This window comes from Mucilaginibacter gracilis (assembly GCF_003633615.1).
Lineage (GTDB): Bacteria > Bacteroidota > Bacteroidia > Sphingobacteriales > Sphingobacteriaceae > Mucilaginibacter > Mucilaginibacter gracilis.
In genome coordinates, this window is record NZ_RBKU01000001.1 from 5,691,783 (window position 1) to 5,704,791 (window position 13,009).

Below are 13,009 nucleotides of genomic sequence, written 5' to 3' on the forward strand. Positions count from 1 at the left end.
CGTTTCAACCCGCCCCCTCTCGAGAGGGGAATTAAAAACGTCATGGGTAGGTACCAAGCAACCGCACGGAGGTATGTTTGCTCTGTATAGCCGCTTTGCTTATGTGCGGTTGCTTCGTACCTCGCAATGACAAAGGTTTTTTCTTCTTCCATACTCAAAACGTTTTATTTATCTTCCATCTTACGTGGTCCTTCTTCCATCCTCCTGATACAACTTCCATAAATCCGAAATCCGCCCTCCGACATCCGAAACATCTCAATTCGCTTTTATAGTTTCCTTAGTGGTGCCGCAATCATCCATGTCTTTACCGTAATATGGGTTGTGTATGGCGGCGGTTTGGCTTAACCAGGTTGCTTTTTTCATGGGGCAATACTGGGCGTAAATAACCATGGTGTTGCTTTTAAAGGCTTTAACTACGGCCAGCATGTTTTTGCTGAGGCTGGTAAAATGCTCGCGCTGGTGCGCCAACTTGTCGGACTCGCTGATGTGTTCGCCATCAAACCTTAATTTTTCGCCGTAGGCAAGCCAAATGGTTTTTTGTTTGGCATCAAGCTGGTTGCTGCCAACCTCTTTAACTGCGGCGGCAAACTCTTTGGCGTTGCTATTGGCCAGCTTGCTGTTATCGGCCACCAGGGCATCTTTAATACCTAAATAGGCTTTAAGCACGTGGTTAAAACTGGTGTTAACGGTGGCGGTTTGTGCATTGGCGCTCATACCACTTAGCAAAAGGGCAATTATTAAATATTTTACAGTTTTCATTTTTGGCTTTTAATTTTATTGCTCAAATATAAGGCTTATCCTTATCATTTGCTGGCCCGGTACTCAAGCTGTTTAACGGCTTCGGCCTTTTTTAAGGCTTGTTCTGCGGTATCGGGCTCAAAGGTTAGCGTTGGCGGCGGATAAGCGTAGTTAAACACATCGGCTATGTAAGGTTTTTTGTTGCATAATATGGTATCGGTACTTTGCGATAGCACTTCGAAGGTGTGGTGGTGCAAGCTATCGAGTATAAAAATGTTGTTTATATATTTTTCGGCAAAGCGGTTTGAAATCAATATAATGCCCGACTGCGGCACGTTAATATCAATATTGCGGTAAAAAAAACGCCTGGGCTGTAACCTGGGCTGGTTATCAACCCCGTAAACCAGTATAATACTGCCCTTAAAATTGCCCGGCACATGCAGCACCACTTTACGGGTTAATTTATAACACGAGAAGGCTATAATGCCGATGAGCATCACTTCGGCGGTAACCTGCGTCCGGATAGATAATCGCAAAATGATGCATAAAATAAAGTAAGCACCAAAACACAAAATACCCAATATCATAATTAAAATCCCCGGAAGCGGCCCGGAATTAGAATTGGCCCTATTATAGGCGTAAAAAGCACCCCAAATAAATATACCGATTGAAGCGATAAGCAGCAGGCTTATTTTAAATTTCATAGATTAATTGGTGAGTTAAATTTATAAAATTTTTTAAAATATGCCAAACAACCATAGGCGGTAAACAACAAGGCCCGCTGGCAGCACAACCAAATTGTAAATACACCCTGTATTAAACACAAAGTATACTAACAACTTGGCCGGGCTGTAGCGGGCCGTTAGGGCATTATAGCTAAAGCAAAAATGTGGTTTAGCTAAGCATTAAAACAAATATCTATTGAATTATGGGATAAATTTCGATGTTCGATATTTGTTCTGTTCCTTAACTTAATAACCATTTACCGTAGGTTATTTTAAGGCTTCCTGCTCTTTAAGCTGGGCAATATTGTTACTGCTTTCATATTCGGTAGTTTTATCGGCAAAGTAATCCAGTATGCCGGCAATGGTATCCAGGTTATCGGCAACGCGCTGGTGCATATCTGGCAGGTCTTTTTCAAGGCGTTTGTCGCCCAGGTCAATATTATCAACCTCAATTTTTCCTAATTTTTGTATCAGTGCCTGCTGGCTGTTTTTTAAATCGTTTAACTCATGAACTATTTTCTCCATCAGTTCAAACTTTTTTAGCTTATCCATTATCGTATCTTTTTAGGTTAAATAATAACATCTAACTTTATTATAAAGCAATGGCCAGCAATTATGTTTCAATAAAAAACAAAACTTTAACTTAGCCGCAATAAAAAACACCATACAAACGCTGCTGTATGGTGCCCACTTAACAATTTCACTTCACACTTTTAAAACACTTAGTACCCGCTTGGGCCGGGACATATATATGTAATATTTTTATTACGTTTTTGTTTTAACTAATTTACAGCCGCGCCGATGGTGCATTTTTTGGCTTACCTAAACACCAACCGCTATTATAGCATCAATTAAATTTGGCAATGTGGTTTTAAACTAATACTTTAGTTTAAACTATTAACCGGATGAAATTTACTGTTTTTTGCTTTGCGCTGATGATGGCCGCCTGCACGGCCTTGGCCCAAAAAGCTAACGATGCCCTGCTGTTGGATATGTACCAAAACCAACGCTATATGGAAGCCGCCAATTACCTAAAAAGCGTGTACCCCGAGCCTGTAAGCGATATGAAGGTACTTTCGCGCCTGGCTTATACCTACCAAATGGCTGGCAAACTGCCCGATGCAATTGGTTATTACCAGCGCATGTATTTGCAAGATAGCACCAACGTGCCCGTGCTGTTTAACCTGGCCTCCCTAAATGCCACGCGCGACAACAATGCCCAGGCACTTTTTTACTATCAAAAAATAATAGCTGTTGATAGCCTTAATTTTTCGGTAAACAAACGCCTGGGCAATATGTACAGCTTAAAGCTGGATACCGTTAATGCGCTTAAATATTTAACCCGGGCCAACAAAATTGACGCCGACGAGCCGGAGGTTGCCGTGCAGCTTAGTGCATTTTTACTACTGGGCAATAAAAACAAGGAGGCCGACGCGGTTTTGCGCAAGTCCCTTGCTGCCGATACTACCAATATTATTTTGATACGCGCCCTCATGAAACTGAGCTATGCCACCAAAAAGTACCCGCAAACCATAAAATATGCCAACACGCTGCTGGCCCTTGGCGATGATAATGCCGATATTTATAACAAAATGGCATCGGCATATTACGAGCTTAAAAATTATGCTTGCTGTATTGAATGGTTTATGGAGCTGCCCAGCATTTACCAAACCGAACGTACTTTTTACCTTACGGCCGAGAGCTACAAAAAGTTAAAAGATTATAACAAGGCCCTTGAGTATTTTAACCAGGTGCTGCTGCAAAGCATATCCGACAATACATACGCCTATTACAGCGAAATTGCCGATACCTACCAAACCATGCACAAGCTAAAACCTGCCACCGTTAATTACCAAAAAAGCTTGTTTTTTAAAGAGAAACCCATGGTTTTTTACAGCCTGGCCAACCTTTATGATACCGACCTGCACAACAAGCGCGACGCCATTAAATACTACAAAAAGTACTTGGAAACTAACCCACCCGCTAAAGACAAAGATTATATTACCTATGTGCAAAGCCGCATTAAAATACTGCAAGCCAAATAATTTTTAAATACCGAATACTTAGAGCCTGTTTAAATTTCATTCACAAATAATTATAACAATAAAAACATCAATTCCGCCGCGGCATTGCGAGGCACCAAGCAATCTCTACGCAGGGCAAACAGACTTACAGAGCCACTCTGTATAGTTTAGAGATTGCTTCGTACCTCGCAATGACGCTCGTTTGGGTATTTTTAAACAGCGTCTTAAACGCCGCTATCGCGATGGTATAAAGCAATATCGCGGAAGCAGGCAAACATGCTTGCATGGCAGCTTTTGTAGGATATAAAAAATACTTCTGCAATATTGCGCGGAAGCGATGTTTATTTATAATAATAAACTTTAAAAGGCGGCCCACCTCTGTTACCTTAAAATTAATAATTTAACATGTGTTATAAATTTGGTTAATTTGCAAGCATAACTGAACTTATACATGCGTTATCAAACTTCAAAATTTTTATGCCTGCTTGGTATGGCGGGTTTATTACTGGTTGGCAACGGCAGTGCAAATGCACAGGCCCCCGCCGCAGCCGATTCTATTAAATACAATCACCTCGATTTGTTTGGCCCTATCACCTGGCCAACTCCGGGTTCGCAACTGCGGTCGCCGGGTGGTTTTCCGGGTGTACAGTACTGGCAAAACCGTGCCGATTATCACATTAAAGCATCCCTAACCGAAGGCACTCAGGATACTACCATCACCGGCGAGGTTACCATATTATACACCAACAACAGCCCCGATAAGTTAGATTACCTGTGGATGCAGCTAGATCAAAACCTGTTTAAACCAGGTTCGCGCGGGGCATCAACCACGCCGGTTGAGGGCGATAGGTTTGATGTTAAGGGCTTTGCCCGCGGCGGTTACCATATTGCAAGTGTAACGGTTACTTATTTAGATAAAAGTTATACCGTAAAACCTGTAATAAGCGATGCCCGTATGCAGGTGCGCTTAAACACGCCGCTTGGTGGCAAGGGCGATAAGGTGCAGGTTAAAATAAATTACAGTTTCTCGATACCCTTTTACGGTGCCGACCGCATGGGCCGCAAAAAGTTTAAAGATGGTTACGTGTACGAGATAGCCCAATGGTACCCGCGCATGTGCGTTTACGATGATGTGGAAGGCTGGAACACGCTACCCTACATGGGCCTTGGCGAGTTTTACTGCGAATATGGCGATTTTGATTATTACATAACCGCACCATCAAACATGCTGGTTGTTGGCTCGGGTGATTTGCAAAACCCCGCCCAGGTGCTTACCGCTACCCAAAACCGCAGGCTTGATGCCGCCCGTGGCAGCGATAAAACCGTGATGATTATTAACCCGCAGGAAGCAACCGCGCAAGCATCCGTACCGGCAATGGGTGCTACAAAAACCTGGCACTTTAAAATGCTGAACAGTCGCGATGTATCGTGGGCGGCATCAAAGGCGTTTATTTGGGATGCAGCCAAGGTTGATTTCCCTTCGGGCCGCAAGGGCATTGCCATGTCGGCCTACCCGGTAGAAAGCTACGGTGCCGACGCGCACGAAAGCTGGGGCCGATCAACCGAGTACTTGAAATACAGTATGGAAATATATTCGGGCGAGTATTACGAATATCCGTGGAATTCGGCAGTAAGCGTTTCGGGCGTTGCCCTGGGTATGGAGTATCCGGGTATTATTTTTTGTTTGGATAACCTGAAGGGTAAAGATTTATGGGGCGATATTACGCACGAAATTGGCCACAACTGGTTCCCGATGATTGTTGGCTCAAACGAACGCAAATACATGTGGCTCGACGAAGGTTTTAACACCTTTATCAACCAATACTCAAGTCTGCATTTTAATAACGGCGAGTATGGCGATACCGTTTCGCGCCCGGCCCGTACACTAATCAGGAGCCTGGTACGCAACCAGGACCCTTTAATGACGGCATCCGAAGCCATGAACCTGCGCGATTATGGTTTGTATTACGTAAAAACATCGTTAGGCCTTGATATGCTGCGCAACGTTGTGCTTGGGCACGATAGGTTTGATTACGCTTTTCATAACTATATTAAAAACTGGGCTTTAAAACACCCAACACCTTACGATTTTTTCCGCGCCATGAACAGTGCCAGCGGCGAAGACCTTAACTGGTTTTTTAAGGGCTGGTTTTTTACCACCTGGAAACTTGACCAGGCCATTAGCAGCGTAAAATTAGTTACCGAGGGCAAACCCGAAAACGGTGTTTTAATAACCCTGGTAAATAAAGAAAAACTGGCCATGCCCGTTGATTTAAAAATTGTACAGGCCAACGGCAAAACCGAAACCCTGCACCTGCCCGTAGAGGTGTGGCAACGCGGCGCCATCTGGACGTTTAAGTACCCATCAACCAGCACCATAGAAAGCATTACCCTTGACCCGGATAAGCAGTTACCCGATGTTGACCTTACCAATAACGTTTACAAGGCATCAAAATAAAACTTAAATTGAAGTAAAAAACCGGGGGCGATGTTTAAAATATCGCCCCTTTTTATTTCGGTATAAACCAGGTTATTATCTTTATAAGCAAATTTCTTTCAAAATATATAAAGCAAAATAGTACAATATCAAATAATTATTTTACCTTTAATCGTTCTACGTGATAAGTTGATGAGTAAAAAAATAATTGTTATTGAAGATAATCATGATATTTTAGATATGATTGCCTATATTTTAGAGGATGAGGGGTACGAAGTAATATCATCGTTAGATGCCGAACCGCTAAAAGATATTGAAACCCACAAACCCGATTTGGTTTTATTAGACGATTGGCTGGCCGATGGTTATGGCCACCAGTTATGCGCACAATTAAAAGCAAACCCGGCAACCAGCAGCATCCCGGTATTGCTGGTATCATCTGTACAAAACCTTAACGAACTTGCCAAACAAAGCCGCGCCGATGGCTTTATACGCAAACCATTTGATATAGATTACCTTATTGATACGGTTAAACAACACCTAAAGGCTTAATTTTACTGCCGCCCGGCAATGAGAGTAAGTTAAGAACGGAACCAATATCGAACACTGAATTTTGAATGTAGAACACCGAAATTTACTTCATTATTAAGAGTCTGTTTAAATTTCATTCACCGATAATTATAACACGTAAGCAAAGTGGCTACGCAGAGCGGACATACCTCCGTGCGGCTGCTTCATTCTTCGCGCAAGTTTTTCTATCACTTTGTCGTTGCGAGCGATAATTTTAATGATTGAAGGGTTGAGTGATCGAAGGATTGAATTTAAATGATTTATTGGGAAAAATATAATTACATTCACTCACTCAATCCTTCAATCACTCAATCCTTCAATCATTATCGTAATAGCCAAAAACACTATCTGCGGTTGCGATACTCTTTTTGCAGTTGGCGGGCGGTTTTGGTGCTGCCGTTGTGGCTCCAGCCGGGTGGCTTAAAAAGGTATTTTAGTTTGGTGCCTACGCCCGGGGCCTGGCGCATATCGGCAATAAGGGCCCGCCATTCGTGGAAAATGATATTTACCGGGCCCATATCTTCGGGTTGGTGTGTGAGGCCGTAGCGGGTTGGTTCGGGCAGGTTTTCGGCCTGGTAGGTGCCAAAAAGCCTGTCCCATATAATTAATACCATGCCCATATTTTTATCCAGGTAGGGTATGTTTGATGCATGGTGAACGCTGTGCAACGATGGGGTTACAAAAATATAACCGTACCATTTGGGCAAACTTATTTTATATTGCGTGTGCACCAAATTGCCGTAAAGCTGGGTTACCAGGTAGGCATACAAAATATCTAAGGCGTTAAAGCCCATCAGCGCAAGCGGCAAATAAAAAAACACGCGGTACAAAGGCTCAAACACCGTACTGCGGAAGCCAACGGTAAAGTTAAAATGCTGGCTGCTGTGGTGCGTTACGTGCATGGCCCAAAACAGGCGGCAGTAATGGCCAGTATAGTGCAGCACCCAGTACAAAAAATCCTGAACTACAATGAGCACTACCCAATACAGCACGGGGTTGCTAATGGTAAACAGCCTAAACTGCCAGGTAAAATTTAATACAAAAAAGGTAGCACCTTTTACCGTTAGGTTTAGGCAAAAGGCAAGGCCGGTAAGGTAAAGGTTGTTAAGGGTATCGCGCTTTTGGTAAAATTTGCGGTTTTCGCGGTAGCTGAGTATCATTTCAACAAGCGTTAAAACAACCAGCATGGCCAGCAAAAAAACAGCTGCTTTATCTCTTAGCTCAAACCCTGGCATATTCTAACTGTGCATAGTATCGTAAACTATCGCAAAGTTCGTCATCTGTACAAATATTATCAATACGGCAGTCGCCAATTTTTGTTAATAATGAACAGTTAATTTTGCCGCCCTGGTTTTTTTTGTCTTTTTTCATAATGTTGCGCAACTCCACAAAGCTTGCTTCTTTAACCTGGTATTTACCGTAAATGGCAAGCAGGGTGCTCACAATTTCGTCTAAATCGGCGGCAGGCAAGTCGCATTTTTGGTGTGATAGCCAGGCTTCGCATATCATACCGGCGGCAATAGCTTCGCCGTGGGTTAGCGGGTTTTTATCATGATCTAACGAGTAACTCTCCAACGCGTGGCCAATGGTGTGGCCAAAGTTTAATATTTTGCGTTGGCCGCGTTCGGATGGGTCTTCGGTAACAACCTTGTTTTTTATAACTGCGGATTGATAAACCAATTCGGCTTCGGGTTTTTCCAAATTGCTGTTTTTTAGCGCGTGCCAGTAATCGGCATCGGCAATAAGGCCATGTTTAAGCATCTCGGCCGTTCCCGATTTAATTTGCCTTGCGGGCAGCGTTTCTAAAAAAGCGTGCTCAATAAACACCGCCTTGGGCTGCGTAAAGGTGCCAATAATGTTTTTAAGGTTATCAATATCGATACCCGTTTTGCCGCCTATGGAAGCATCAACCTGCGATAGCAGCGTGGTGGGGATGTGTATAAAATCGATTCCGCGTTTATAGGTTGAAGCGGCAAAGCCTCCCAAATCGGTAACTACGCCGCCGCCTAGGTTAATAAGCAGGCTGTTACGGTCGGCATCAAAATCAATCAGCATTTTCCAAATGCCGATGCAAAAATCAATAGTTTTACTTTCTTCTCCGGCACTAACCTCTAATAAATCGTAATTATCGGGGTTAACCTTGTCGGTGATCAAAGGCAGGCAATGCAGAGCTGTATGCTCGTCGGTAAGGATAAAAAAGCGCGAATACTTGCCATCCTCGATAAATTTATCAAGTTTTTCGGCAATGCTGTTAAAATATATAGGGTAACTAATGCTGTCTATTTGCTTCATAATGTGGTAACTAAAACGCTTTACGGGTTCAAAATTATTTTACTAAAATTTTTTTCCCGTTAAACTCTACTATATCGCCAACTTTTACCTTGAGGCGTTTGCGGGTATCAACCTGGCCATTGTATAGCACTTGGCCCTCACTTACAACAATTTGCGCTTCGCCGCCGGTTTGCACCAGGTTTGTGGCCTTTAATAGCTGTATAAGAGGTATGTATGGGCCGGTTAAAATAAATTCGATCATCAGGCGGCAAAAATAAACTATTCGCTGAATAATGAGTTATATAAAAACGCATTTTATAAATTTGCAGTATGCTAATCCAAAACAATACCGACCCGCGTGAGGGGAATCCACTTTCTTTTGAAAACACCGAAGTAGCTTTCCGCCATACCTCAAACAGCGATTTAAACCGCGCCTGGTGGCTTTTTAAGCTCATTAACATTAATTTTTTAGTTAAAATTGGTCCGCCTATAACCAACTTTTTCCTTAATATTCACCTGCCCATTAAAGGCCTGATACGCGCCACCATTTTTAAACAGTTTTGCGGCGGCGAAACCATTGCCGAGTGTAACGGTACCATTAGTAACCTTGCCCAGGGCGGCGTAGGCACCATTTTAGATTACTCGGTTGAGGGGGAAGACGAGGAGGCCGTTTTTGACGAAACCTGCCAGGAAATTATTAGCACCATAAACCGCGCCAATGGCGATAAAAGCATCCCATTAACCGTTTTTAAGGTAACCGGCGTGGGCCGCTTTGCCCTGTTAGAAAAGCTGGACGCTAAACTACCCCTAAGCCCTGCCGAGCAGGATGAATGGAAAAAGGTTGAACAAAGGGTAACCCTGATATGTAAAAAAGCTTTTGATTTAGGCATCCCTGTAATGATTGACGCCGAAGAAAGCTGGATACAAAACACCATTGATGACCTTGCCCTGGCTATGATGGGGGTTTTTAACCTTAAAAAGCCTATTGTTTACAATACCTACCAAATGTACCGGCACGATAAGCTGGTTTCGCTTACCGACGACCACCATACTGCCGTTGGTTTGGGCTTTATTTTGGGAGCCAAGCTGGTACGCGGTGCTTACATGGAAAAAGAGCGTAAACGCGCTGCCGAAATGGGTTACCCATCGCCCATACAACGCACCAAACAAGCTACCGACGATGATTACAATGCCGCACTGCATTATTGCGTTGCCAATATTGCCGGGATTGCCATTGTGGCTGGCACCCACAACGAGGATAGCTGCCGCCTGCTTGCCGATTTGCTGGACGAGTATAAAGTAAACCACAACCACCCTCACATTTATTTTTCGCAATTACTGGGCATGAGCGATAACCTGAGCTTTAACCTGGCCAATACGCAATACAATGTAGCCAAATATGTGCCTTACGGCCCGGTGAAAGCCGTGCTACCCTACCTGTTTAGGCGCGCGCAAGAAAACACGGCCATAGCGGGCCAAATGAGCCGCGAACTAAGCCTGATAACCAAAGAAAAGCAACGGCGCAATAATTAAGCAGTTGTAATATTTCATTTATTAATGAGCGGGAGAAGTATATTTTGTTTAAGGTAGCATTTGAAATATACTTTACGTTCAAATTTCCTTCACATCGGCGGGTAGTATCCAGCCGTCGTTACCGTTCAGTAGCTTAACGCGCAGCCAGCCGTTGGTGTTTTCAAGCACATCAACTTTGGTTCCTTCGTGTATAACAAAAAGGGTTTTGGCGGCTTTTTCGGGTTCGCTTTTTACCGTTACCGAATTACTGAAAACTATAGCCTGCTGGTGCGATGTAAAGTAGTGTACCTGGTTGGCGGCCATTAAAATGCTGAGCAATCCTAAAAAAAGCAACGCCATCGAGGTATAAAAAGTGCCGCGTTTTAAGCTAACCGTTGCCGCAAAAAGGTAAACTATTAACACACCAAAACCGGCTATAAAAAACAAAACGCTCAACCAGCCCAGTGTTGTTACCGAACAGCACAATACAAAGGCCTGCCACCATTTGGTTAAAAATAAATCGGGAGCGGCGTCAATTTTGTCGGTAGTTTTTAGGGTGGTTAGTTGTATGTTAAAGTTAATGTCATCGTCGCCGGGGTTTAGTTTGTGGGCCTTTTCGTAATATAACAGGGCCGATGGTATGTCGCCAAGTTTATAATACGCATTGCCCAGGTTAAAATATACCGCGGCCGATTGGTAGCCATTGCTTAAAATGCTTTGATACGTTTGTACGGCATCTTTATATTTTGCCTTACTGTATTGGTTGTTAGCCTTGGCAAAAAGTGCATCTGTTTCGCTGTTAGCCAAACTAATTAATGGCAAAGCCAGCAACAATAAAAGGTATGTTATGCGCTTCATCATTTTATACATGGGTTTCAATATCGTTAATGGTGCTTTTTGCACCGTTAAATACATCTTGCTGTGATACGCCCGATACCGGGGCAAAGCGGGCCATTTCGCAAAGGTTAAGCGTGTTAAGTAGCTTTTGTATAAGGGCATCATCAACCGAGCGGTTTTTTAATTCGGCGGCTATGTTTTCCTGGTTTAAATCGGCAGCGGGTATGTTAAGCTTATCGCTGAGGTAACCGTATAAACCGCGCGATACGGCTTCGTAAAAGGCTTTAGTGTTACCGGCCTGTAGCTCGTGCTGGGCATTGGCCATGTGTTTGGCTGCCAGTTTTGCGGCGCGGCGGTTTTTAACTTTTACCACATCGCTGTTTTGCTGTTCGTTATATCTGCGGTAAGCAAAGGCACCTGCAAAAGCTAAGGGGCCCAATAGCAACAGCAAATAATAGCCTGCTGAACCAAAAAACATTTCGCCATTTTTATAAACATCAGGGCCGGAGGTTTTAATGTAGCGGATATCCTTACTCAGCATTTTAATATCGCGCTGGTCTGCCGGGGAAAGGCTGGTTACGTTGCCGCCAGCATCAACACCTTTGTTAACCTTAATTGCAAAGGCAGGGGTAGCCAGGCTAACGTACCGCCCGGTTGCCGGGTTAAAATAGCTAAACGGAACAGGCTCTATAGTGTAATTACCCTGGTGCCGCGGGATGAGCAAATAGGTTAAAAGCCTGCTGCCCGATACACCGCGTTCGGTTTCGGTAATGGTATCGGTAATTTTAGGATCGTACTTTTCAAAATCGGCGGGTGGGTTAATGTTTGCGTCTTTAAGCAACTTAATATTGCCCGAACCTGTAATTTTTAGCTGATAATTGAGGGCCTCGTTGGCCTTTAGTTCTTTTTTATCTACGCTGGCAGCAACCTTAAAAACACCTACTGCGCCTGTAAAACCTGCCGGTTTACCGGCCTCGGGCAATGGCTTTACGTGGATGGTTACCGGCGGACTGGAGGCCTTTACCTTAACATCTTCGTAGCGGCCACCAAACATTTGCTCCATAATATCGCGAGCGGGCATGGCCTTGCGCGCAACAAACGACATGGTTAATGGGTCGATAATGAGGTTACCATCGCGCTGCGGGAACAGGATGGTTTGTTTAATATCGGCGGCATTATAACGCTGGCCCTGGTACATTTCGGTTTTCCAGGGTGTATTTTGCTGGGCCGCTTTAATATCCTGGCTCCAAAAGCCATTCAAATCGGGAGCTTTGTCGAAACTATTACCCACCAAACCAACACGGGTATAAAGGCGGTAGGTAACGGTTATCTGCTCGCCCAGGTAAACGTTTTTTTTATCAACCACGGCCCGTATAAATACGTTTTTAGCCATATCGCCCGAAGCAGCTGCCCCAATGCTGTTATCCGGCCCGGCTTGCTGGCCCTGGCCGCCCTGTTGTTGTTGCTGCTGTGGCGAACCCTTAATTACCTTAACGGTGATGGGCCGCGTGCTTAACGTTTTTCCGTTTGATACAACCGTTGCCGAACCAATGGTATAGGTGCCCTCTTTACTGGCTACCAAATCATACCCAATGGAAACGCTTTGCGACATGCTACCGTTAACAGACTCCATGCTGGTAGATTCGTTGGGGCCGCCTACTACTTGCAAACCGCCAAAACTTGGCTGAGTATAACTACCTCCCGAAGCGTTTAAGGTGAACTGCACCTCAAATACTTCGCCGGTGGCTACCTGGCTTTTACTTACCGATGCCGTAAAGCTTTGGCCCCATACGCTGCCCGTGCAGCATAACAAGAGTATGAATATGTATTTTTTAATGTTCATTTAAAGCCTGGTTAAATTTCATCCACCACTATTTTATAAATTATAAAAGCAT

12 protein-coding genes are annotated in these 13,009 nt (G+C 44.0%); 4 read left to right on the plus strand and 8 right to left on the minus strand.

The genetic code is table 11. The features are described 5' to 3' along the window. Nucleotides 1-255 precede the first annotated feature (255 nt). The 3 genes from BDD43_RS25305 to BDD43_RS25315 all read right to left on the minus strand — a co-directional run bounded on the left by BDD43_RS25305 (nt 256) and on the right by BDD43_RS25315 (nt 2,015). Entirely contained in the window at nt 256-759 is a 504-nt protein-coding gene (locus tag BDD43_RS25305) for a DUF3347 domain-containing protein (RefSeq protein WP_121200914.1), read from the minus strand. A 44-nt stretch (nt 760-803) separates the two neighbouring features. Further along, on the minus strand, nt 804-1,442 hold the full coding sequence (locus BDD43_RS25310) for a hypothetical protein (protein WP_121200916.1): 639 nt from the start codon (nt 1,440-1,442) through the stop codon (nt 804-806). A gap of 288 nt (nt 1,443-1,730) precedes the next feature. Next, on the minus strand, nt 1,731-2,015 hold the full coding sequence (locus BDD43_RS25315; RefSeq protein WP_121200918.1) for a hypothetical protein: 285 nt from the start codon (nt 2,013-2,015) through the stop codon (nt 1,731-1,733). Nucleotides 2,016-2,368: 353 nt separating this feature from the next. Here BDD43_RS25315 and BDD43_RS25320 point away from each other — a divergent pair, with 353 nt between their 5' ends. From BDD43_RS25320 to BDD43_RS25335, 3 genes are all read left to right on the plus strand, one after another. Continuing rightward, nucleotides 2,369-3,508: a tetratricopeptide repeat protein gene (locus BDD43_RS25320; protein ID WP_121200920.1), complete on the plus strand. Its 1,140-nt coding sequence runs from the start codon at nt 2,369-2,371 to the stop codon at nt 3,506-3,508. A gap of 430 nt (nt 3,509-3,938) precedes the next feature. Beyond that, nucleotides 3,939-5,945 (plus strand): M1 family metallopeptidase, encoded by a 2,007-nt coding sequence (locus tag BDD43_RS25330; protein WP_121200924.1) that lies wholly within the window; start codon nt 3,939-3,941, stop codon nt 5,943-5,945. A 171-nt stretch (nt 5,946-6,116) separates the two neighbouring features. Further along, nucleotides 6,117-6,476: a response regulator gene (locus BDD43_RS25335; RefSeq protein WP_121200926.1), complete on the plus strand. Its 360-nt coding sequence runs from the start codon at nt 6,117-6,119 to the stop codon at nt 6,474-6,476. Between the two features lie 362 nt (nt 6,477-6,838). On the opposite strand, the gene BDD43_RS25340 is transcribed toward BDD43_RS25335, so the two are convergent. From BDD43_RS25340 to BDD43_RS25350, 3 genes are read right to left on the minus strand one after another with little or no spacing between them, the layout of a single operon-like run. Then, on the minus strand, nt 6,839-7,729 hold the full coding sequence (locus tag BDD43_RS25340) for a sterol desaturase family protein (RefSeq protein ID WP_121200928.1): 891 nt from the start codon (nt 7,727-7,729) through the stop codon (nt 6,839-6,841). Next, complete coding sequence (aroB, locus tag BDD43_RS25345) at nt 7,716-8,786, minus strand: 3-dehydroquinate synthase (protein WP_121200930.1); 1,071 nt, start codon at nt 8,784-8,786, stop codon at nt 7,716-7,718. Before aroB ends, BDD43_RS25340 begins: the two co-directional genes overlap by 14 nt. A gap of 34 nt (nt 8,787-8,820) precedes the next feature. Beyond that, nucleotides 8,821-9,027 carry an RNA-binding S4 domain-containing protein gene (locus tag BDD43_RS25350; protein WP_121200932.1) on the minus strand — a complete coding sequence of 69 codons (207 nt, stop codon included), beginning with the start codon at nt 9,025-9,027 and terminating at the stop codon, nt 8,821-8,823. Nucleotides 9,028-9,095: 68 nt separating this feature from the next. Here BDD43_RS25350 and BDD43_RS25355 point away from each other — a divergent pair, with 68 nt between their 5' ends. Then, nucleotides 9,096-10,298 carry a proline dehydrogenase family protein gene (locus tag BDD43_RS25355; RefSeq protein WP_121200934.1) on the plus strand — a complete coding sequence of 401 codons (1,203 nt, stop codon included), beginning with the start codon at nt 9,096-9,098 and terminating at the stop codon, nt 10,296-10,298. Between the two features lie 78 nt (nt 10,299-10,376). Here BDD43_RS25355 and BDD43_RS25360 read toward each other — a convergent pair whose 3' ends face one another. Further along, nucleotides 10,377-11,138 (minus strand): tetratricopeptide repeat protein, encoded by a 762-nt coding sequence (locus tag BDD43_RS25360; RefSeq protein ID WP_246001788.1) that lies wholly within the window; start codon nt 11,136-11,138, stop codon nt 10,377-10,379. Between the two features lies 1 nt (nt 11,139). After that, entirely contained in the window at nt 11,140-12,957 is a 1,818-nt protein-coding gene (locus tag BDD43_RS25365) for a BatD family protein (RefSeq protein ID WP_121200936.1), read from the minus strand. Nucleotides 12,958-13,009: the final 52 nt, after the last annotated feature.

Excerpts from the sequence above, each read along its gene's own strand:
- BDD43_RS25305 (WP_121200914.1), bottom strand. The coding sequence starts at position 759 with ATGAAAACTGTAAAATATTTAATAATTGCCCTTTTGCTAAGTGGTATG.
- BDD43_RS25310 (WP_121200916.1), bottom strand. The coding sequence starts at position 1,442 with ATGAAATTTAAAATAAGCCTGCTGCTTATCGCTTCAATCGGTATATTT.
- BDD43_RS25315 (WP_121200918.1), bottom strand. The coding sequence starts at position 2,015 with ATGGATAAGCTAAAAAAGTTTGAACTGATGGAGAAAATAGTTCATGAG.
- BDD43_RS25320 (WP_121200920.1), top strand. The coding sequence starts at position 2,369 with ATGAAATTTACTGTTTTTTGCTTTGCGCTGATGATGGCCGCCTGCACG.
- BDD43_RS25330 (WP_121200924.1), top strand. The coding sequence starts at position 3,939 with ATGCGTTATCAAACTTCAAAATTTTTATGCCTGCTTGGTATGGCGGGT.
- BDD43_RS25335 (WP_121200926.1), top strand. The coding sequence starts at position 6,117 with ATGAGTAAAAAAATAATTGTTATTGAAGATAATCATGATATTTTAGAT.
- BDD43_RS25340 (WP_121200928.1), bottom strand. The coding sequence starts at position 7,729 with ATGCCAGGGTTTGAGCTAAGAGATAAAGCAGCTGTTTTTTTGCTGGCC.
- aroB (WP_121200930.1), bottom strand. The coding sequence starts at position 8,786 with ATGAAGCAAATAGACAGCATTAGTTACCCTATATATTTTAACAGCATT.
- BDD43_RS25350 (WP_121200932.1), bottom strand. The coding sequence starts at position 9,027 with ATGATCGAATTTATTTTAACCGGCCCATACATACCTCTTATACAGCTA.
- BDD43_RS25355 (WP_121200934.1), top strand. The coding sequence starts at position 9,096 with ATGCTAATCCAAAACAATACCGACCCGCGTGAGGGGAATCCACTTTCT.
- BDD43_RS25360 (WP_246001788.1), bottom strand. The coding sequence starts at position 11,138 with ATGATGAAGCGCATAACATACCTTTTATTGTTGCTGGCTTTGCCATTA.
- BDD43_RS25365 (WP_121200936.1), bottom strand. The coding sequence starts at position 12,957 with ATGAACATTAAAAAATACATATTCATACTCTTGTTATGCTGCACGGGC.